This window comes from Kitasatospora sp. NPDC127116, assembly GCF_042677365.1.
Classification (GTDB): Bacteria; Actinomycetota; Actinomycetes; order Streptomycetales; family Streptomycetaceae; genus Kitasatospora; species Kitasatospora lactacystinica.
Genome location: NZ_JBHXTL010000026.1, coordinates 51038 through 70669 on the forward strand (window position 1 = coordinate 51038; position 19632 = coordinate 70669).

The window sequence follows — 19632 nt, forward strand, 5'->3', positions numbered from 1 at the left end:
GGAGGAACTCCGATGACCAGTGAGGGCTACTCGGTCGGCGCCGTGGCGAAGATCGCCAAGGTGACCGTCCGCACCCTGCACCACTACGACGGGATCGGTCTGCTGTCCCCGGCCGGCCGTACCCGGTCGGGCTACCGCCGGTACACGGACGCCGACCTCGACCGGCTGCAGCAGATCCTCTTCTACCGAGAACTCGGGTTCCCCCTGGAGGAGATCGCGGCGATCCTGGACGACGACTCGGTCAGCCCGACCGAACACCTCCGGCGGCAGCACCGGCTGCTCACCGACCGGATCAGTCACCTCCAGGAACTCGCCTCAGCCGTCGAACACGCCATGGAGGCACGGAGAATGGGCATTCAGCTGACCCCGGAGGAGAAGTTCGAGATCTTCGGCGAGGACTACCAGGAGGACTGGGAGCAGGAGGCCGAGCAGCGCTGGGGCGACACCACGGCCTGGGCCGAGTCGCAGCGCCGCACCGGCGGCTACTCCAAGGCCGACTGGCAGCGGATCCAGGCCGAGATGACCGGGCTCAACGAGCGCCTGGCCGAGGCGCTCACCGCCGGCGAGCCCGCCGACGGCCCGGTGGCCGCGGACCTCGCCGAGGAGCACCGGCAGCACATCTGCCGGAACTTCTACGACTGCACGTACACCATCCACCGCGGCCTGGCCGGGCTGTACGTCTCCGACCCGCGCTGGACCGACACCTACGAGAAGATCGCGCCGGGCCTGGCCCAGTGGCTGCACGACGCCGTTCTCGCCAACGCCGACCGGCGCGAGGAGAAGCGCGCGGGGCAGTAGGCCGCGCGCCCGGGCCACCCCGCGCCCACCCCGCGCCCACCCCGCCCCGCGCCCGAAGGAGCGCCGGGCTCAGGCCGCCCCGCGCCCGAAGGAGCGCCGGTAGGCGGTCGGGGAGGTGCGCATCACCCGGCCGAAGTGGTGGCGGAAGGTCGCGGCGCTCTCGAAGCCGACCGCCGCGGCGATCTCCTCCACCGACCCCTCCGGCGACTCCAGCAGCGCCAGACTGGCCGCGATGCGCTGGGTGACGACCCAGCGCATCGGGCTGGTCCCGTTGCGGGCGGTGAAGTGCCGCAGGTACGAGCGGTCCGACATCCGGGCTGCGCCGGCCAGTTGCGAGATGGTCAGCGGGGAGGCCAGGTGGTCCAGCGCCCATTGCATGCTGCGGGCGATCCCGTCGTCCTGCTCCTCGACCGGGCGGACCGCCGCCTCGATGAACTGGGACTGCCCGCCGTCCCGGTGCGGCGCCACCACGAAGCGCCGGGCCACCGTGTTGGCCACCTTGGCGCCGTGGTCCCGGCGGACCAGGTGCAGGCAGAGGTCGATGCCGGCCGCGCTGCCCGCGCTGGTCAGCACGTCGCCGTTGTCCACGTAGAGCACGTCCGGATCGACCCGCACCGCCGGGTAGCGCTGCTGGAGCAGCTCGGCGTACCGCCAGTGGGTGGTCGCCACCCGGCCGTCCAGCAGCCCGGCGGCGGCCAGGGCGAAGGCGCCCGAGCAGATCGACACGATCCGGGCGCCGCGCGCGTGCGCGGTGCGCAGCGCCTCGACCAGGGCGGGGGAGACGCCCCCGGCCGGGCGACCGGGAGATGCCCCCACGCCGCCGAACGCGTTCGGCACCCCGGGGACCACCACGGTGTCGGCCGCGGCCAGCTCGTCCAGCCCGTGCCGGGCGGTCAGCGTGAAGCCGCCCACCGCCTCCAGCGCCGTACCGGGCCGGTCGGCGCACACCTTCAGCCCGTACCAGGGCGTCGCCAGCAGGCCGGTCAGCTCGGGCCGCGCCAGCCCGAACACCTCGACCACCACGCCGAGTTCGAACGGTGCCATGCCCGGGAAGGCGTACACCGCGACGTCGTGCACGGGCTCCGGACGCCGGCCGATGGTGACGGCCACCGGCCGTGGCCCGACGGCGGCTTCGGCGACCGGGGCGCCGACCGGGCCGGAGACGTTCTGCTCGGCCATGCGAACCCCCTGCTCACGGGTGGCGGAATGCCGGTGAGTGTAGCCGTCCCGGTCCCTTCGGAATTTTCTTCGAACCCGACTGCAACCTTCACCTCCGTCACACGTCCTTTGGTACGGGGGCGGAGGGAACCCGGCAGAGGGCGGCTGGGATGATCCCCCCGATCACGATCTTGATCAGGTGGACCTGACGGAACGGCGGCCGCCGTCACCGTCCCGGGGGAAAGCGGAATCGCGAATGTCCATGGCCATCGGGCCGACCGCCGTGCAGGCAGGGGGGCGCGGCTTCTCCGTCCGCGGAGTGGTCGCCGCACTGTTCGGCGCACAGGAGGCCGGCGAGCCGCTCGCCGCCGTCGCCACCGAGCAGGAGGCGAAGCAGCGCCGTTCCGGGTTCCGGCTGCTGCGCGGCGGCCGGAAGCCCGCCGAGGACCGGCCCACCCTGACCGACCTCTACCACGCCCACCGGCTCGGTCTGGTCCGGATGGCGGTCCTGCTGGTCGACCACCAGGACCTGGCCGAGGACGTCGTGCAGGACGCCTTCACCCAGCTCTACCAGCGCTACGGCGAGGAGCTGGACGACCTCGACAACGCCCTCGGCTACCTGCGCACCTCGGTGGTCAACGGGGCCCGCTCGATGCTTCGCCGCCGCAAGACCGCCCGCGAGTACGTGCCGCCGCACGTGGCCGACGCCCCGTCCGCCGAGGACCACGCGGTGCTCAACGACGAGCACCGCCGGGTGCTCGTCGCCCTGCAGGAGTTGACTCCCCGCCAGCGTGAGGTGCTGGTGCTGCGCTACTGGTCCGACATGTCGGAGGCGCAGATTGCCGAGACCCTGGGACTGTCCCGGGGCGCCGTGAAGTCCACTGCCAGCCGCGCTCTGGACGCCTTGGAAAAGCACCTGGAGAAGGTTCGATGACCGACAAGCTCCCCCGCCGCATCGGCGGCGACGGCGACGGGCCGGCCGAGACACCGACGGAACGGCTGCTCCGCGAGGCGATGACGGCCCGGGCCTCCATGGTCACGGCGGCCGACCTGCGACCGGCCGCCCCCCCGAAGAACCGCATCCGCCGGCTGCGCCCGGTGTACGCCGTCACCGTGCCGCTCGGCCTGGCCGCCGCCATGGCGCTCGGCGTGCTCACCTTCCACGGCGAGCCGGTCGCCCAGGACCAGGTCCCGCCCCCGGCCGCCACCCTGACCGCCGCGCCGAGCCCGACGCCCGATCCGACCGGCGAGCCCAGCCCGACGGCCACCCCCACCGACCCGGGCACCTCCACCGGCGCGGCCGAGCCGGAGGTCCCGCTCGCCGACGGCATCGCCTCCTCCGCCCCGCCGGCTTCCAACACGCCGACCAGTGCGGCGAGTTCGTACACCTTCCGGGGCGTCAAGTTCAAGGTTCCGGCCGGCTGGAAGACCGTGCCGGTCTCGACCACTCGGGTCTGCGTCCTGAGCCCGGGCACTCCGACCGACCCGCAGCAGGGCTGGGACGCGGCGAGGTGCGAGCCGTACGGCGTCCTGGTCGTGGTCTACAACAGCCCGGACGAGATCGGCGGCGGCGCCTGGCCGACGACGGACGACCTGGTCGCCGACAGCGGCTGGGGCCACCAGCCGAACTGCCCGATCTGGGGCCGGCCCTACTTCCCCGAGAACGGCTACTCCTCGATCGGCACCCCGGTGCGGACCAAGCCCACCGTGGCCGGCAGGACGATCGACAAGACCCAGTGGAACGTCACCTGCAAGCCCGGGGACACCTTCACCGCCCAGCTGTGGGGGATGGGTCTGGACCAGGTCTTCGTGGTGGCGAACGGGCTCAAGAGCGACTACCAGTCGGGCCTGACGGCGATCGTCAACAGCCTGGACGTGAGCGGCCACAAGTCGCCGTCCCTGACCCCGTCCGACAAGGGCGCGAAGGACATTGCGATCACGGTCGACGGCGGCATCGGCGCCGGACAGAAGGTGTCCACCAACGGCACCCCGGTGACCTTCACGGTGACGTACCGGAACACCGGCCTGAAGACCTACGACAAGCTCCAACCGCTGGTCTACACGAAGGAGTACACCGGGACGCCGCCGAGCGAGATGGTCATGATCAACAAGGGCAAGCTGGAGCGCCAGGACGCCGGCGTCTGGAAGGAGATCCCGCTCGGGATGGGCGGCGGCATGGACTACGCCATGGTGGGCCAGCAGGCCCAGTTCTCGCTCGCGCCGGGAGAGTCCAGGACGGTGACGTACCGGATGAGCCTCGACAAGCTGGACGGGCCCGGCACGATGCCGGTGTCCGTCCAGGCGATGCTGCCGTACGACGGCTCCGCGCCGCTGACCTCCCTGAAAGAGGTGATCGTCCCGGTGACGGTCGTGAAGTAGCCGTCCCACGCGGGCCGTCGAGGCGCTGTGACCAGGGTTCCCCCTGGTCACGGCGCCTTTCGGCGTTCCGGGCGAAGTCCGCGGAAAATTTCTTCGAACCGACCTGCAACCCCCCGGGGGGATGGACGTCTATCAGGGTGAGAGGCGGGGAGAGCGAGCCGGCGGAGCCGGGGGGCTCGGGCCGGCTCCTCGGGGCGCGACATCAGGCGCCCGCTCATCCGATCACCATCACCTTCATCACCACGTGTCCTTGGGGGGACTGTCACATGAACGCGTCCGTTATCGCCCGTATTGCGAAGATCATCCCGCTGGCCGTCGTCGCCGCCGTCGGTGTCGCCGCCTGCGGCCCGACGAACGGCGGAGCGTCCGTCGCCGCCTCCGCTCCCGCCTCCACCCCGGCCGTCACCTCCTCGGCCACCCCCGGCACGGGCGCCGTCCCGACCACCCCCGCCCCGGCCGCGCCGACCACCCCGGCCGCACCGACCACCGAGGCGGCTCCGCCCGCCGCCGCCCCCGCGGCACAGGCCCCCGCGGCCCCCGCCGGGACCAAGCCGGCCGCGAAGGCCCCGGCCAAGCCGGTCTCCGCCAAGCCGGCGCCCGCCAAGCCCGCCGCCCCGAAGGGCACCCAGCCCGGCGGAAAGGGTGTCGGCATCACCTTCGGCGGCCTGAAGGAGGGCGGGCAGATCGAGCTGAACGACCTGGTGTCCTTCTCCGTGACCTGGAAGAACAACGACGCCACCGGTACCCGCAACGTGGCCCCGGTGGTGTCGACCCAGCTGTACGAGGGCGCGCCCTGCTCGATGATCGCGATGGCGGAGGGCACCCTGGAGCGCAAGGACGCCTCGGGCTGGAAGAAGCTGGACAACCTCAGCGCGGGCACCGGGATGGACTACGTGATCAACCGGAAGGACGGGGCCTTCACGCTCGCCGCCGGTGAGAGCCGGACCATCGAGTACCGGATGCGGCTGTCCTCGGCCAACCGTCCGGGCCGGATCACGATCGAGGCGGACGCCCCCGTGCCGAACTCCACGGACTACCACGACATGGCGAAGGCCGAGCTGAACGCCGTGGTCGTCGACCGCCACGCCCCGGAGGTGACCGGTGTGTCGGCGTCGAGCCTCAAGGTCGGTACGACCCCCGCCGAGTTCGGCTTCGTGGTCGCCGCGCCCGAGGGCACCGCGAACCTGCACCCCGTGGTGGGCCTGTCGAGCGCCAACTGGCTGACCCCGGACGACGTCACGCTGGAGGTGATGGCCGGCGGCGCCTGGAAGCCGGTCGAGGTGCGCGAGGACTGCAACGGTCTGACCGCGGTCGCCCCGACCGGGCTGGACGTCAACCGCCGGGGCGACTCGGTCGAGTACTCCTTCCGGATCACCATGAAGCAGGCCCCGCAGTTCGACGTGGACGTCCAGGTGGGTGCCGAGGCGAACGGCCACCAGGCCGCCCGCCGGCACGCCTTCGACCCCCGGGGCCGCCGGTAACGGACGCCCGCACCGAAGCCGAAGGGCCCGGCCTCCCACTGCTCGGGAGGCCGGGCCCTTCACCGTGACCTCGTCACGGCCGTCGTGCGGCGGCTCAGGCGAGCGAGGCCATCCAGGCCTCGACGTCCTCGGCGCCGCGGGGCAGGCCGGCCGAGAGGTTCTCGTTGCCGTCGGCGGTGACCAGGATGTCGTCCTCGATCCGGACGCCGATGCCGCGGTACTCCTCCGGCACGGTCAGGTCGTCCTGCTGGAAGTACAGGCCGGGCTCGACGGTCAGCACCATGCCGGGGACCAGCAGCGCGTCGACGTGCTCCTCGCGGCGCGAGTGGGCGCAGTCGTGGACGTCCAGGCCGAGCATGTGGCCGGTGCCGTGCAGGGTCCAGCGGCGCTGGAGGCCGAGCTCCAGGACCTTCTCCACGTCGTACACCGAGGCGTCCAGCAGGCCCCAGGCGAGCAGCCGCTCGGCCAGGACGCGCTGCGAGGCCTCGTGGAAGTCGCGGAACCGGGCGCCGGGCCGCACCGCGGCGATGCCGGCCTCCTGGGCGTCGTACACGGCGTCGTAGATCCGGCGCTGGAGCCCGGTGAAGCGGCCGTTGATCGGCAGGCTGCGGGTGACGTCGGCGGTGTAGAGGGTGCTGGTCTCCACGCCCGCGTCCAGCAGCAGCAGCTCGCCGGGGCGCACGTCGCCGTCGTTGCGCACCCAGTGCAGGGTGGTGGCGTGCGGGCCGGCCGCGGCGATGGTGCCGTAGCCGACGTCGTTGCCCTCGACCCGGGCGCGGCGCCAGAAGGTGCCCTCGATCCAGCGCTCCGAGGTGGCGACGGCCTGGCCCAGCTCGCGGACCACGTCGGTGAAGCCCTTGACGGTGGCGTCGCAGGCGGCGCGCAGCTCGCCGATCTCCCACGCGTCCTTGACCAGCCGCAGGCCGCTCAGGAACTCCTTGAGCCCGGCGTCCTTGTCCTCGTCCAGGGCGTCGGCGAGCGCGGCCTCCAGGCCGGCGTCGTAGCCGCGGACGATCCGGGTCGGCACGGCGGGGTCCGCGGCCTTCGCGGCCAGCTCCTCGGCGGCCTGGCGCACGTCGCGGGCGGGCAGGCCGAGCAGCTGCTCCTGCTCGCTCAGGCTGTGCCGGCGGCCGACCCACAGCTCGCCGTTGCCGTCCAGCCAGAACTCGCCGTTCTCGCGGTTCGAGCGGGGCAGCAGGTAGAGCACGAACGCGTGGCCGGCCTCGCCGGTCGGCTCGCCGACCAGCACCGCGTCCTCGGTCTGGTCACCGGTGAGGTGGACGTACTCGCTGGAGGCGCGGAACGCGTAGTCGGTGTCGTTGGAGCGGACCCGCAGGTTGCCGGCCGGGACGACCAGGCGCTCGCCGGGGAAGGCGGCGGAGAGCGCGGCGCGGCGCTCGGCCGCGTACGGGGCCTGGGCGACGGGGGAGAGGCCGTGCAGCTCGGTGTCGGCCCAGCCGGACTTCATCGAGGCGGCCAGCTCGTCGGAGATCTCGCCGTAGAGACCGTTCTTGCGGCCCTTGTGCTGCTCGGGCTCCTCGCCGCCCTCGGCCTCGGGGTTCTCGGCCACCGCGGGGGTACGGTCCTCGGTCACGTGCAACGCCTCCTTGGGGGGTGGTACCGCCGCCCCTCGGGGGAGGTGTCGGATCGCGACACGCGCGGGCGGCCGTGCGTCCATGGTACGGACGCCGGGCCGCCCGCCCCTTTCGGGTCCGAACCTTCACTCGAAGCGGGCCGCCAGCAGCATCAGGTCGTCGGTGGCGGTGCCCGCGGCCGGCGGGGCCGGGCAGACGGCCAGCAGGTGGGCGCAGAGCCGGTCCGGGTCGATCCGCACGTCGCGCGGGGCGTCGGCGGCGGCGCGGCGCAGGTTGGCCTGCCCGGCGTGCAGGGTCGGGCCGAAGCGGCGGGCCAGGCCCTCGGTGTAGAGCAGCAGGGTGTCGCCGCGCTCGGCGGTGAACTCGACCCCGGGGGCCTCCCAGCAGGCCAGCATGCCGAGCGGGGCGGAGAGCGAGGTCTCGACGAACTCGGCGCCGTGCCGGCCGACCAGGACCGGCGGGCAGTGCCCGGCGCCGGCCAGGGTGATCCGGCGCTCCTCGGGCTCGACCCAGGCGTAGACGGCGGTGGCGGAGCGGCTCGGCTCGGTGGTCTTGAGCAGCAGTTCCAGGTCCCCCAGGACGGAGACCGGGTCCTCGCCCTCCAGCACCGCGTACGCCCGCAGCGCGGCCCGGACCCGGCCCATCGCGGCGGCCGCGCCGGGGGCGGAGCCGGGGCCCGCGCCGGGGCCGTCGCCGGAGACGGAGCCGACGGTGAGGCCGATGGTGCCGTCCGGCAGCGGGATCGCGTCGTACCAGTCGCTGCCGGCGGAGCGCTCCAGCCCGGCGGGGACGAGCCGGGCGGCCAGCCGCAGTCCGGCGGCCTGGGGGAGGCGGTCCGGCAGCAGGCCGCGGCGCAGCGCCTCGGTGGTGCGCGAGATCCGGTCCGCCTCCAGCTGCTTGGCGAGCAGCGGGGCGGCGATCTCGCAGTAGTGGCGGGCCAGTTCGCGCTGGCATTCGGTCGGTTCGGCGGGCTCGTCGTAGAACCAGAGGGCGGCGGCGAGCGGGCCGTCCTCGGCGGTGGCGAGCGGCAGGCCGTAGGCGCCGCCGAGGCCGAGGTGGACGGCGAGTTCGCGCAGCCGGGCGCCGATGGCCGGGTCCTCGGCGAGGTCGCGGGAGTGCAGCCGGGCGGGCCGGTCCCGTTCGCGCAGCAGCCTGGCCAGCAGGCTCTGCTCGGTCGGGACGGTCTCCAGGGCGCCGAGGCTGGCGCGGTCGAGGCCGAAGCCGACCGGCTGTCCGGGGCCGCCGCCGGGCCGCCTGGTGACCAGCACGCCGCGCCGGGCGCCGAGCAGGGCGGCGCCGGAGGCGAGGACGGTGTCCAGGGTGGCGGCCAGGCCGCGGGTGCGGGCGAGCCGCTCGGTGTGCTCGTGCAGGCTGGTGATTTCGGACAGGCGTCCGGCCAAACGGTCCTGCACGGCGGCGGACGGCGCCGTGCGGGCGTCCGTGGTGCCGTCCAGGGCGTCGACGGGGCCGGGCAGGTCCGGCAGGTCGAGGACGGTGAGCCCGCCTGCGCAGCCGGGTTCGCCCGGCTCGGCGGTCGTCGTCGACGGGAGGGCCGTCGACGGGTGGGACTCGTTCATGCCGTCACTCCTGACGCGGTGCTACGTGCCATGCGAAACCCCCAGATACGGCCAATGTGGAGCGAGCACGGCCTTAGGGCGCGTTTCGCCTCGATTCGCTACTACTCGTCATTGATCGACAGCAATGCCACCACTTCTACACAGGCCATTCGGGGCATGTCCAGATCCAGGACGACGCGGTGGCCTGTTCCACATCCATCGCGACCCGGTCGGGGGGCGCGCGGGGTTGGTACGCGCGCCGGTCGGGCCGGGAGGCATGGAGCGGGCCGCGAACGGGCAGAACCGGGAGGACGGCCCGGGCGGCCGTCCGGATCGTATGTCCGTGCCGCCCGTGAGCCGGGCTGGCCGGAACTCTCTCACTCGTACGGTGGAACCAAGCGTGCCCGGGCGGCGTCCATCCGTCGCGTACGGGATTCTCGTTCCAAGGGCTGTGCCGGTACGCGGCCCTTTCATGTCGTGCTCCACACCCGCTCCACGTCGAAGCCGCGCCGCCCGCCCTGCCGCCCGCCCCGCGCCGCGCCGCCCGGGGACCGTGCCGCGGCGGGCCCGCACGGAGGATCCCGACGGACGCCGGCGGGGCGGAGCGAACCGAGCGGTCAGGGAAAGGAACGAGCGCCATGCGTGAGAATCCGAAGGACCGGTCGGAGGAGCGTTCCGCCCGGCTCGCCGCGGCCCTGGCGGCCGCCGTCGACCACCGCTGGCCCGTGGTGCCGGGCGCCGTGCTGCGCGACGGCCGGTGCTCCTGCGGCGACCTGGACTGCACCGTCCCCGGCGCGCACCCCCACGACCCCTCGCTGCTGGCCGCCACCACCGACGCCCGGATGGTGCGCTGGTGGTGGGAGCGGCAGAGCCCGGACGCGCCGGTGCTGGCCGCCACCGGCTCCACGGTCTCGGCGGTCAGCCTGCCCGCGGCGGCCGGCGCCCGGGCGCTGGTCTACCTGGGCGCGCTGCGGCTGCCGCTCGGACCGGTGCTGGCGATGCCGGGCCGCTACGCGCTGTTGGTGGCCCCGTACTCGCTGGACGTGCTCGGTGAGATGCTCGCCCAACTCCCTTGGGTGCCGGGCTCGTTGCGCTATCACGGGCCGGGTGGCTTCCTGGCGCTGCCGCCCGGCGGCGCGGCCGCGGGGGTCCCTCCGGCCGGAGGCCGGGGGAGGGTGCGCTGGGTGCTGGCACCGCGGCCGGGCGCCGGCGGCGGGGTCTGGCTGCCGCAGGTCGGGCCGCTGCTGGGGGAGTTGGTGGAGGCGGCGGTCCGATTGGACAGCGGACGTTCGGCCTACTGAGGACCGCGGGTGCCGGGCGGGGCGCCGGGGCCGTCCGCGGGGCGGGTCCGGGGCTTGTGAGAGGGCTCGCGCCGGGGCCTCCGTCGGGGCCTTCGCCGGGGCGTTCCGGAAAAACAAAAGATCCGGCCGCTGGCGACGGGGGATGCACCAGCGGCCGGACTCTTTAGACAGTAACAAGGATCTGCGCCCGCGCCAATTTCCAAGACGCCCTCCACGCCCGGAAATTGCGCGTTCACCGCGACAATGTGACGCGTATCACGCGGATCCTGCGCGCTTTAGTTCAGGGTGACCTGACGGTTCACCAGGTTCGCGCGGGCGCGCCGCTCCTCGGCGGTCAACGGGGTCCCGTCGGCGAGCACGGCGGCGAGCCGCTCGGCGAACTCGGCGGCCGGCTTCTCGCAGTCGGCGGCGGTCATCGCGAGCGGGAGGTCCCACACCGGGACGGTCAGGCCGTGCGCGCGGAACGAGCCCACCAGGCGGGTGTCCGCGCCGAGCGAGGCCTCGCCGGCCGCGTTCAGCCGGGCCAGCGCGTCCAGCAGCTGCTCCTCCGGCACGGTCATCACCCAGCGCAGGTGGTTCTTGTCCGGAGTGCCGCACCAGTAGGCGGAGTCCACGCCGGCGAGCTTCTCGGTCGGGATGGCCGAGGCGTTGGCGCGCTCCAGGGAGGCGGCGACCTCGCCGGTGGCGGCCTCGGCGTCCTCCAGCCAGAACTCGAAGCCGGTGTGCACGGTGGGCGTGAACGCGGCCCCGGCGTCCAGCAGGTCCTGCAGGCGGCGCCCGCCCGGGACGGTCCGGCGGGCCGGCACCGGGCTGCCCGGCTCGGTGGCCAGGGCCAGCTCAAGGGCGTCCGCGAGGTCGCGGCTGAGGTCGCCGGAGGCGGACTGGGTCTGCAGGCCGAGCAGGATCGAGCCGTCCTGGCGGCGCAGGGCCGGCCAGGCCAGCGGCAGCACGGTGGCCAGGGTCACCGACGGGACGTCACCGGTGGCGCCGTCCGCCACCCCGGCGGCCAGCGTCAGCGGCACCGTGGCGGCGGGCACCAGCTCGCGCAGCGCCACCCAGTCGGCCTCGCCCGACAGGCCCTCGAACGGGCGGTGCACCAGCTCCTGCACCGCGTGCGAGGCCTCCCGGCCGTGACACGCCTTGTACCGGCGGCCGGAGCCGCAGGGGCAGTCCTCGCGGGCCCCGACCACGGGGATCTCGCCCGTGACGGCGGTGGTGGACTGGCGCTGCGGCGCCTTCTTGGCGGCCTTCTTGCCCATGCTGCGGCTCTCCCGGAAACGGTGGTCCTGTGTTCCGGGAAGCCTAACGACACATTCCCCGCGCCCGGCTCACGCGCTACGGGCATCGCCCCCGGTGCGCCGGGCGTGCCGGGCCCGGGCGGGCAGCGCCGCCCAGACCGTGACCTCGCCGGGGGCGTCGCGCACGCCCCAGTCGCTGGCCAGCTGGTCGACGATGCTCAGGCCGCGGCCGCCGCGTGAGGTCAGCGAGGGACTCGCGGGCAGCGGCCGAGTGGTCGCCCCGCCGTCCGTGACCTCCAGGGTGAGCACCCCGTCGGCGTGCATCTGCCAGCGGACCAGCACGCCGCCGTTCGGCTCGTCCGAGCCCTCGGCGGACTCCCGGCCGCTCGGTGCGGGTGCGGCGCGCGTCCCGGACGGGACGCCGACCAGCACCTGCCCGAGCACCTCGGCCCGGCCGCTGCGGCCCAGGGCCGGCAGCGGGCCGAGCGGACGGGCGTATCGACAGGCGTTGCTCAACAGCTCGGAAAGGATCAGAACAGCATCATCGATGACCGGTTCCGGTATCTGCCGGTCACCCAGATCTCGACGCAGTCGGCGCCGTGCGACCCCGACACTCGCTGGGCCGTGCGGCACTGCCATGGTCGATGAAGTCGGCACTTCACGCGCCACCATCAACGCCACCCCCGGACCTCCTTCAGCGTATGCCGAGGGAGAGATGCCCCTTGGTAATGCGTCGGAAACGAGCACCGGACGATCCCGCGAGCCCATTTCGAGTGCGGCGACCGACGGTCGACATCAGGTCATTCCGTGCTCACCCTCTGTCGCCCGGATGCAAGAATTCCGGCAATTTCGCGCAAGGAAGGTTTGACTGCCGACCAGAGTGGTCGGACCGGAGTGGTCGGACCGGGGTGATCGGACCGGGAGGATCCGACCGGGCCGACCGGGCCGACCGGACGCAAGTGACCGGACGGGGCGACCGGTCGGGCGGGTGCGGCCCCGGGCGCGTCGGCGGATCACCGGCCGAGCTGCGCCAGCACCTCCGCGGGCCGGTTGGTGATGATCGCGGACACCCCGAGCTCCAGGCAGAGCTCGACGTCGGCCGGCTCGTCCACCGTCCACACGTGCACCTCGTGCCCCAGCTCGCGCAGCCTGGTCACCAGCTGCGGGCGGGCCCGCACCAGCTCGATGCCCGGGCCGGCGATCCGCGCCCCGCCCGGCAGCGGCGAGCCCTCGCGCAGCCGGCCGAGCAGCGGCAGGGTCCGCTCGAACAGGAACACCCGCCGGTACTGCGGCGCGGCGGCGGCCACCCGGTTCAGCGCGATCGAGGAGAAGCTCATGATCCGGGCGGACGGGCGGTCGCCGCCCCGGGTCGCGCCGATCCCGAACCGCTCCAGCGTCCGCAGCAGCTCGGTCTCCACCCGGCCGCGGAAACGCACCGGGTGCTTGGTCTCGATCGCCAGGTCCACCGGGCGGCCGCACTCCACCACCAGCTCCAGCAGCCGCTCCAGCCGCAGCACGCCGCGCAGCTCCGGGTCGACGCTGGGGCGGCCGGTCTTCCAGGCGCCGAAGTCGTAGGCCTCCAGCTCGGCGAGGGTCATCGCCGAGACGGTGCCCCGGCCGTTGGAGACCCGGCCGATCCGGCGGTCGTGCACGCAGACCAGCGCGCCGTCGGCGGTGACCCGGACATCGCACTCCAGCGCGTCGGCGCCCTCGTCGAGCGCGCGCCGGTAGGCCGCGAGGGTGTGCTCGGGCAGGGCGTGGGAGGAACCGCGGTGGGCGATCACCTGGACGGACGGCACGGTGCGCGCCGCCGGCGAGGACAGGTCTGGGCTGGTCACAGGCCCAACGATAGGCGGCACAGGTGAAGCGCGGACAAAGACGGCCCCAACCTGTGGGGCCGTCTTCCTTCCCGCGGGGCCGTCCCGGCCGGGCCCGCGGGGCCGGGCCGCCCCCGCTTCGCCCGGTGCGGGGCGGCCCGCTCAGTGCCGGTCGGCGCGGCGGGAGAGCGGGGTGAGCGCCCAGGTGACCAGGGCGGGCACCAGGAAGGCGAACAGCGAGGCGGAGGTCCACTCCTGCGGGGTGAAGTGCAGCGACTCCTGGGCCGAGGTCCAGAAGTCCGTCCACCAGCCGGCCACCTTGGTCGGCGCGATGAACTGGTAGACCGCGAAGCCCAGGGCCCACGGCAGCAGCATCGGCCAGCGGGACGGCGCGTCGGCGGAGAGGTTCCAGCCGCGCCGCCCGGCACCGAGGAAGTAGTCCACCACGAGCACCGCCAGCAGCGGCACGAACACCGAGCCGATCAGACCGAGGAAGCCGTAGTAGGTGTCGGTGAACTCGTCGATCCGCAGCGCCAGCACGGTGGTCAGCGCGCCGATCGCGCCGGAGAGCACCCGGCGGTCCACCTTCGGCAGCAGGTTCTGCACCGACATCGCCGTCGAGTACACGTTGGCGAAGGACTGGTCCGTCTCGCGCAGCACCAGCACCAGCAGGAACAGCCAGCCGGCCCAGACCCCGAGGAAGGAGTCGAAGATCCGGTTCGGATCGCCGTCCGACTGCAGCAGCGCCATCAGGCCGAGCACGTAGCACCAGACCTGGGCGATCGTGTAGCCGGAGAAGCTGCCCCAGAACGCCGAGCGCGGGGAGCGCGAGTGCCGGGTGTAGTCGGCGGCCAGCGGGACGAAGGAGACCGAAACGGCGATCATCGCGTCGGTGGCGCCCAGGAAGCCGTGCCAGTTGCCCGCCCCCGGGTCCGGCACGCCCTGGCGGCCCAGCTGGACGGTGAAGTACACCATGGCCACCGCGACCGCCCCGGCCACGAAGCGGCGCAGCACCGCGATCGAGCCCAGCGGCCAGATGGTCAGCGCCGTGGTCAGCGCGCCCGCGAGCAGGACGAACAGCCAGCGGTAGCCGGTGGTGTGCGCGACGGTCTGCGCGCCCGCCGAGATGGTCAGCAGCTCGAACACGCCCCAGCCGATGCACTGCACGATGTTCAGCACCGTCGGCAGGTACGACAGCCGGGTGCCGAACAGCCCGCGCAGGTTCGCCATCGCGGGGGCGCCGGTGCGGGCCCCGATCAGCGAGGCCACGCCGAGCATCGCGGTGCCGACCGCCGTACCGACCGTGATCGCGGTCACCGCGGCGGCCAGCGACAGCTCGCTGCCGGGGGCGCCGAGCACGGTGGCGGCGGTGGAGAAGCCGATCAGGCTGACGCCCAGGTTCATCCAGAGCGCGAAGTGGTCCCGGAAGCGCAGCGTGCGCGGCGGCTCGGTGTCCAGCACCAGGGGCGCTTCGACGTGCTCGGGGCGCTCCAGGACGGCGGTCGCGCCCGCGGCGGAGGCGTCCGCACCGGGGGCGGGAACGTTCGCGCCCGAAGAAGAGGATGGCGAAGCAGGCGGCATGGCCGATACTCCCTACGCCGGCATTACCCGGACAGGTTCCGGCGGTCAGCGCCCCCTCGACCGTCCGTCACTCGTGTGGCGTACGGTCGACATGCGCACTCTCAGCCTGGTGGGTCCAAGCTCCCGCGTGTCAGTTTGGAGCGACAGGCTAACCGGCACGGGGGCGAACGCCCAAGGCCGAGGGTGCGCGGTCCGCATCGCGGGACGCCCGGCGGGGGAGGGGAGCCTCGGCCGTCGGTGCCGGCGTCGGTGCCGGTGTCGGGTGTCGGCGTCTGCGTCGGCTAAGGATTCTTATGAGTTCTTCAGAGGGGTCCTTACGGCAATCGAATCGACAGTGCGAAAAACTATGGTCCTTGGTTCTGCCAGCTATGGAGGTCGTCCGTGAGCACCGAGCGCGAGGTTGGGCCCACCGGGCCGCAGGGGGAGCAGCCCGCCGGGCCGGGGGCGGCCGAGTCCGCTTCCGAAGGCCCCGCTCAGGGCGGGCACCAGCCGACCATGGCCTTCCGGCGGGTGCCCGAGCCGGAGTCGGGCGCCGTCGAGGCCGCCCCCGTCGAGGCGGCACCGCCCGTCGACGCCGTCGCGGCCGAGGGTGTCCCGGCCGAGGGCGGGCACAAGCCCACCGTCGCCTTCACCAAGGTGCCCGCACCGGAGGCCCCCGCGGCCCCCGCGGCGCCCGCCGCCGAGCAGCCGGCCGTCGACCCGGTCACCGGCTACATCGACGCGCCGCCGCCGGTCCTGCCGCCCGCCCCGCAGGCTCCGGCGGCCCCGCCCGCCGCGCCCGCCCAGGCCGCGGCCCCCGCCGCCCCGGCGCTGCCGCCGGCCGACAACCCGTACGCCACCCCGACCCACGGCGTCCCGGCGGCCGGCACGCACGAGGGCTACGGCGCCGCTCCGGCCGCCCCCGTCGCGCACGAGGGCTACGGCGCCGCCCCGGTCGCGCCCGCCGTCCCCGCCGCACACGGCCACCACCCCTTCGGGGCCGGTCAGCCGCTCGGCGGCTGGGGCCCCACCCACGACTCCACCGCCGGCGGCGCGGGCTACCCCGGCGGCCCGGCGGGCCCGCTCGGCTACCCGGCGGACCACCCCGGCGGTCCGGTCGGCCCCGGCGGCCCGCGCAAGAAGCGCGGCGGCCTGGTCGCCCTGATCGCGGCCGTCGCGCTGGTCGCCGGTGTGGCCGGCGGCGTGCTCGGCGTGACCGTCACCGACAACACCGACCGCGGCAGCTCCGCGAACGACCACCGCAGCACCACCGTGCAGGCCAGCGACACCCAGAAGAACGAGCCCGCCCCCGGCTCGATCGCCGCCATCGCGCAGAAGGCGCTGCCCAGCGTCGTCACCATCAAGGCGCAGGGCAACGGCGAGTCGGGCACCGGCACCGGCTTCGTCTTCGACACCGAGGGCCACATCCTCACCAACAACCACGTGGTCGCGCCGACCCTCAACGGCGGCAAACTGACCGTCAAGTTCGCCGACGGCAGCTCCTACAGCGCCTCGGTGCTGGGCCACGCCGAGGGCTACGACGTCGCCGTGGTCAAGATCGACAACCCGCCGAAGAGCAAGCTGACCCCGCTGCCGCTGGCCGACTCCGACAAGGTCAACGTCGGTGACGCCACCGTCGCGATCGGTGCGCCGTACGGCCTGGAGTCCACCGTCACCAGCGGCATCATCAGCGCCAAGGACCGCCCGGTGGCCTCCGGCGACGACACCGGCTCGCAGGCCTCGTACATGAACGCCCTGCAGACCGACGCCTCGATCAACCCCGGCAACTCCGGCGGCCCGCTGCTCGATTCCGGCGGCGCGGTGATCGGCATCAACTCGGCGATCCAGTCCAACGCCTCCGCCAACGGCCGGGCCGGCAGCATCGGCCTGGGCTTCGCCATCCCGATCAACCAGGCCAAGTGGGTCGCGGACACCCTGATCAAGACCGGCAAGCCGGTCTACGCCAAGCTCGACGTGCTGCGCAACGACGACTACAAGGGCGACGGCGCGCAGATCCAGACCAAGGACATCCAGGGCCAGCCGGCCGTCACCCCCGGCGGCGCGGCCGACAAGGCCGGCCTCAAGCCGGGCGACGTCATCACCAAGCTCGGCGGCGTGCCGATCGACAACGGCCCGGCCCTGGTCAGCCGGATCTGGACGCACAAGCCCGGCGAGACCGTCGACGTCGAGTACACCCGCAACGGCCAGACCTTCAACACCAAGGTCACCCTCGGTCAGCGCGAGGGCGACCAGTCGTGACCCCCGCCCGCACCGAAACGTGTGCGCCGAACCCCGCCGGACCCGTTAGGCTGACCTCCGCCTGGAGAGCTGCCCGAGCGGCCTAAGGGAACAGTCTTGAAAACTGTCGTGCGGTGACCCCGTACCGTGGGTTCGAATCCCACGCTCTCCGCCGGTAGGAGAACCACCTGCTCAGGGCGGGTGCCGAGTTCGCTCGGCACCCGCCCTCGGTGTTTCCCGGGCGGTCGCGGGCGCCGGCCTCGGAACCGTCGTGGAACGGATGCGCGCGGCCGGGTTGACCCTGACACGGTGGCAGGGGATGGAGTGGGCGCATCATGTTGAACATCGGAGACTTCGCCAGCCACGGCCGGGTGTCGGTACGGATGCTGCGCCACTACGACGCGATCGGGCTGCTGCGGCCCGCCCGGGTGGACCCGATCAGCGGGTACCGCTCCTACGAGGCGTCCCAACTCGCCCGGCTCAACCGGGTGATCGCGCTCAAGGAGCTCGGCTTCACCCTGCAGCAGGTGCGCGCCGTGCTGGACGAGCAGGTGGACGCGGCCGAACTGCGCGGCATGCTGCGGCTGCGGCGGGCCCAGCTCGCCGAGGCGATCGCCGCCGACGAGCTGCGGCTGGCCCGGGTGGAGGCGAGGCTCCGGACGATCGAGAGCGAGGGGACCATGTCCGCACACGATGTCGTGGTGAAGCGGGTGCCGTCCGTCCGGGTGGCCCAACTGGCCGGTGCGGCCGCGAGTTACGAGCCGGAGGACATCGGCCCGGTGATCGGGCCGCTGTTCGCCGAACTGTGCCGGAGGCTGGCCGCGGCCGGGGTCGAGGCGGCCGGCCCGTCCGTCGCCCGCTACCAGGACGCGCCGGAGGGCGACGGCTCGGTGCTGGTCCTGGTGGCCGTCCCGGTGGGCCCGTCGGTGCGGCCGGGTGAGCACGACTTCGAGGTGCTCGACCTGCCGCCGATCGAGGAGGCGGCGACGATCGTGCACCGCGGCCCGATGGACGACGTGCTGGGCACCGGCCAGGAACTGGCCCGCTTCATCGAGGAGAACGGCTACCGCTCGGCCGGCTACGCCCGGGAGCTGTACCTGGAGTGCCCGGAGGACCGGGCCGGGTGGGTCACCGAGCTGCAGGAGCCGGTGGTCCGGCGGTAGCCGCGCTTGCCCTCGACCGGGTCGAGGGCCCTAGCGTCGCCCGGCATGACCACTGCCACTGCCACTGCCACTGTCGCTCCGCGGGCCGCGCTGCCGCGGAGGTACCTGCTCTGGCTGGCCGGTGTCCAGGCCGGACTGCTGGGTGACGCCGCGCTGTACTTCGCCCTCGGCTGGGCCGCCTCCGCGCACGGCGGCGGCGCGGCCGGGCTGGTCCTGACGGCGATCACGGTGCCGCGCACCGCGCTGGTCCTGCTGGGCGGCGCGGTCGCGGACCGCTTCGGCGCCCGTCGGGTGATGCTCGCCGGGGACACGGTGATGCTGGTCGCGACCGGTGCGCTGGCCCTGGTGGCGGCCTCCCGGGGGACGCCGCTGTGGCTGCTGGTCGCGGCGGCGGCCGTGATCGGGACGGTCGACGCTTTTTACCTCCCGGCCGGCGGTTCGATGCCCCGCCGGCTGGTGCCCGCGGACCGGCTGCCCCGGGCGCTCGCCCTGCGGCAGGCCGGCGGGCAGAGCGCCGTCCTGCTCGGCGCACCGCTGGGCGGCCTGCTGGTCGCGGCCGGCGGGCTGTCCGGCGCGGCGCTGGCGGACGCGGCGAGTTTCGGGGTCGTGCTGCTGGTCCTGCTGCGGGTGCGGCCCCCGGAGGACGGGCCGTCCGGTCCGCGGGCCGGACTGTTCCGCGAGGCGGCGTCCGGCGTCCGGCTCGCCGTGGCCGACCCACTGCTGCGGGCCGCCCTGCTGCTCACCGGCGCGGCGGCCGGGGCGCTGCTGCCGGTGGTGTCACTGCTCGGTCCGCTGCTCGCCCGGACACACGGCTGGGCGGCCGGGACGGCGGGACTGGTGGGCGGCGGCCAGGCGGCCGGGGTGCTGGCGGTGGCCGGCCTGATCGCCCGGCGGGGCCCCTTGCCCCGGGCGGGGGTGGGGGCGGCGGCCGGGCTCTGCGCGGCCTCGGTGGGGATCGCGCTGCTGGCGTCGGCCGCGGGGCCGGTGGCGGCGGTGGCCGGCAGCGCGGTGGCGGGCCTCGGCTCGGGGCTGTTCGCCTGCCACCTCGGCCCGCTCGTGCTGACCGGCGCGCCGCCGACCCATCTCTCCCGGGTCCAGGCACTGCTGACGCTCGTGCAGAGCCTGGCACTGGTGCTCTCGAACTCCCTGCTGGGCCTGCTCGCGGACGCGGCGGGCGCGGCCCTGCCCACCCTGCTCTGCGCCCTGGCCACCGCCGCCGCCGGGCTCACCGCCCTGGCCACCCCGGCCCTCCGCCGGGCCTGAGCCACTCCGCGTCCCCCCGTTCGTTCGCCTCCTGTTCCCCAACCGCCCCGCGGCCCACTTGCCCGGCCCCGGTCGTCCGGGCAGA

15 protein-coding genes, 1 tRNA gene and 1 riboswitch are annotated in these 19632 nt (G+C 74.1%); of the genes, 9 read left to right on the forward strand and 7 right to left on the reverse strand.

Annotated features, from left to right (window positions below):
• The first annotated feature begins 12 nt into the window (after positions 1–12).
• Positions 13–798, forward strand: a complete 786-nt coding sequence (locus tag ACFVHV_RS13575; protein WP_359897779.1) for a MerR family transcriptional regulator — start codon at positions 13–15, stop codon at positions 796–798.
• Positions 799–867: 69 nt separating this feature from the next.
• Here the strand turns inward: ACFVHV_RS13575 and ACFVHV_RS13580 are convergent, their stop codons facing one another.
• Complete coding sequence (locus ACFVHV_RS13580) at positions 868–1977, reverse strand: helix-turn-helix domain-containing protein (RefSeq protein WP_380351240.1); 1110 nt, start codon at positions 1975–1977, stop codon at positions 868–870.
• 235 nt (positions 1978–2212) lie between these two features.
• On the opposite strand from ACFVHV_RS13580, the gene ACFVHV_RS13585 reads away from it, so the two are divergent.
• The 3 genes from ACFVHV_RS13585 to ACFVHV_RS13595 all read left to right on the forward strand — a co-directional run bounded on the left by ACFVHV_RS13585 (position 2213) and on the right by ACFVHV_RS13595 (position 5816).
• Complete coding sequence (locus ACFVHV_RS13585; RefSeq protein ID WP_359897781.1) at positions 2213–2890, forward strand: SigE family RNA polymerase sigma factor; 678 nt, start codon at positions 2213–2215, stop codon at positions 2888–2890.
• Complete coding sequence (locus ACFVHV_RS13590; protein WP_380351242.1) at positions 2887–4335, forward strand: hypothetical protein; 1449 nt, start codon at positions 2887–2889, stop codon at positions 4333–4335. The genes ACFVHV_RS13585 and ACFVHV_RS13590 overlap by 4 nt, the downstream gene beginning before the upstream one ends.
• A gap of 266 nt (positions 4336–4601) precedes the next feature.
• Positions 4602–5816, forward strand: coding sequence for a hypothetical protein (locus tag ACFVHV_RS13595; protein ID WP_380351243.1), 1215 nt, complete (start codon positions 4602–4604; stop codon positions 5814–5816).
• Between the two features lie 94 nt (positions 5817–5910).
• On the opposite strand, the gene ACFVHV_RS13600 is transcribed toward ACFVHV_RS13595, so the two are convergent.
• Together ACFVHV_RS13600 and ACFVHV_RS13605 are read right to left on the reverse strand one after the other, a co-directional pair.
• The gene (locus tag ACFVHV_RS13600; protein ID WP_380351245.1) at positions 5911–7410 is read right to left on the reverse strand and encodes an aminopeptidase P family protein; all 1500 of its coding nucleotides are present in this window, start codon (positions 7408–7410) and stop codon (positions 5911–5913) included.
• A gap of 126 nt (positions 7411–7536) precedes the next feature.
• Positions 7537–8988 (reverse strand): PP2C family protein-serine/threonine phosphatase, encoded by a 1452-nt coding sequence (locus tag ACFVHV_RS13605; protein WP_359897785.1) that lies wholly within the window; start codon positions 8986–8988, stop codon positions 7537–7539.
• A gap of 617 nt (positions 8989–9605) precedes the next feature.
• Here ACFVHV_RS13605 and ACFVHV_RS13610 point away from each other — a divergent pair.
• The gene (locus ACFVHV_RS13610) at positions 9606–10268 is read left to right on the forward strand and encodes a bifunctional DNA primase/polymerase (RefSeq protein ID WP_359897786.1); all 663 of its coding nucleotides are present in this window, start codon (positions 9606–9608) and stop codon (positions 10266–10268) included.
• A 275-nt stretch (positions 10269–10543) separates the two neighbouring features.
• Here the strand turns inward: ACFVHV_RS13610 and ACFVHV_RS13615 are convergent, their stop codons facing one another.
• The 4 genes from ACFVHV_RS13615 to ACFVHV_RS13630 form a co-directional block, all read right to left on the reverse strand.
• Positions 10544–11527: a DUF5926 family protein gene (locus ACFVHV_RS13615; protein WP_359897787.1), complete on the reverse strand. Its 984-nt coding sequence runs from the start codon at positions 11525–11527 to the stop codon at positions 10544–10546.
• A 69-nt stretch (positions 11528–11596) separates the two neighbouring features.
• Positions 11597–12178: an ATP-binding protein gene (locus ACFVHV_RS13620; RefSeq protein ID WP_380351247.1), complete on the reverse strand. Its 582-nt coding sequence runs from the start codon at positions 12176–12178 to the stop codon at positions 11597–11599.
• A 341-nt stretch (positions 12179–12519) separates the two neighbouring features.
• Positions 12520–13344 (reverse strand): glycerophosphodiester phosphodiesterase family protein, encoded by an 825-nt coding sequence (locus ACFVHV_RS13625; protein ID WP_359897789.1) that lies wholly within the window; start codon positions 13342–13344, stop codon positions 12520–12522.
• Positions 13345–13485: 141 nt separating this feature from the next.
• Positions 13486–14904, reverse strand: a complete 1419-nt coding sequence (locus ACFVHV_RS13630) for a cytosine permease (RefSeq protein ID WP_359897790.1) — start codon at positions 14902–14904, stop codon at positions 13486–13488.
• Positions 14897–15041: riboswitch (TPP riboswitch) on the reverse strand. It overlaps the preceding gene by 8 nt.
• A 244-nt stretch (positions 15042–15285) precedes the next feature.
• Here ACFVHV_RS13630 and ACFVHV_RS13635 point away from each other — a divergent pair.
• From ACFVHV_RS13635 to ACFVHV_RS13650, 4 genes are all read left to right on the forward strand, one after another.
• Entirely contained in the window at positions 15286–17142 is a 1857-nt protein-coding gene (locus ACFVHV_RS13635; protein ID WP_380351249.1) for a S1C family serine protease, read from the forward strand.
• A 63-nt stretch (positions 17143–17205) separates the two neighbouring features.
• Positions 17206–17293: transfer RNA gene (locus tag ACFVHV_RS13640), tRNA-Ser, on the forward strand.
• A gap of 163 nt (positions 17294–17456) precedes the next feature.
• Positions 17457–18284: a MerR family transcriptional regulator gene (locus tag ACFVHV_RS13645; RefSeq protein WP_380351251.1), complete on the forward strand. Its 828-nt coding sequence runs from the start codon at positions 17457–17459 to the stop codon at positions 18282–18284.
• A 45-nt stretch (positions 18285–18329) separates the two neighbouring features.
• Entirely contained in the window at positions 18330–19547 is a 1218-nt protein-coding gene (locus tag ACFVHV_RS13650) for an MFS transporter (protein WP_380351253.1), read from the forward strand.
• Positions 19548–19632: the final 85 nt, after the last annotated feature.

What these genes read in the sequence shown, in the direction of transcription:
- ACFVHV_RS13575 (WP_359897779.1), top strand. Translation starts at nt 13, where the DNA reads ATGACCAGTGAGGGCTACTCGGTCGGCGCCGTGGCGAAGATCGCCAAG.
- ACFVHV_RS13580 (WP_380351240.1), bottom strand. Translation starts at nt 1,977, where the DNA reads ATGGCCGAGCAGAACGTCTCCGGCCCGGTCGGCGCCCCGGTCGCCGAA.
- ACFVHV_RS13585 (WP_359897781.1), top strand. Translation starts at nt 2,213, where the DNA reads ATGTCCATGGCCATCGGGCCGACCGCCGTGCAGGCAGGGGGGCGCGGC.
- ACFVHV_RS13590 (WP_380351242.1), top strand. Translation starts at nt 2,887, where the DNA reads ATGACCGACAAGCTCCCCCGCCGCATCGGCGGCGACGGCGACGGGCCG.
- ACFVHV_RS13595 (WP_380351243.1), top strand. Translation starts at nt 4,602, where the DNA reads ATGAACGCGTCCGTTATCGCCCGTATTGCGAAGATCATCCCGCTGGCC.
- ACFVHV_RS13605 (WP_359897785.1), bottom strand. Translation starts at nt 8,988, where the DNA reads ATGAACGAGTCCCACCCGTCGACGGCCCTCCCGTCGACGACGACCGCC.
- ACFVHV_RS13610 (WP_359897786.1), top strand. Translation starts at nt 9,606, where the DNA reads ATGCGTGAGAATCCGAAGGACCGGTCGGAGGAGCGTTCCGCCCGGCTC.
- ACFVHV_RS13615 (WP_359897787.1), bottom strand. Translation starts at nt 11,527, where the DNA reads ATGGGCAAGAAGGCCGCCAAGAAGGCGCCGCAGCGCCAGTCCACCACC.
- ACFVHV_RS13620 (WP_380351247.1), bottom strand. Translation starts at nt 12,178, where the DNA reads ATGGTGGCGCGTGAAGTGCCGACTTCATCGACCATGGCAGTGCCGCAC.
- ACFVHV_RS13630 (WP_359897790.1), bottom strand. Translation starts at nt 14,904, where the DNA reads ATGCCGCCTGCTTCGCCATCCTCTTCTTCGGGCGCGAACGTTCCCGCC.
- ACFVHV_RS13645 (WP_380351251.1), top strand. Translation starts at nt 17,457, where the DNA reads ATGTTGAACATCGGAGACTTCGCCAGCCACGGCCGGGTGTCGGTACGG.
- ACFVHV_RS13650 (WP_380351253.1), top strand. Translation starts at nt 18,330, where the DNA reads ATGACCACTGCCACTGCCACTGCCACTGTCGCTCCGCGGGCCGCGCTG.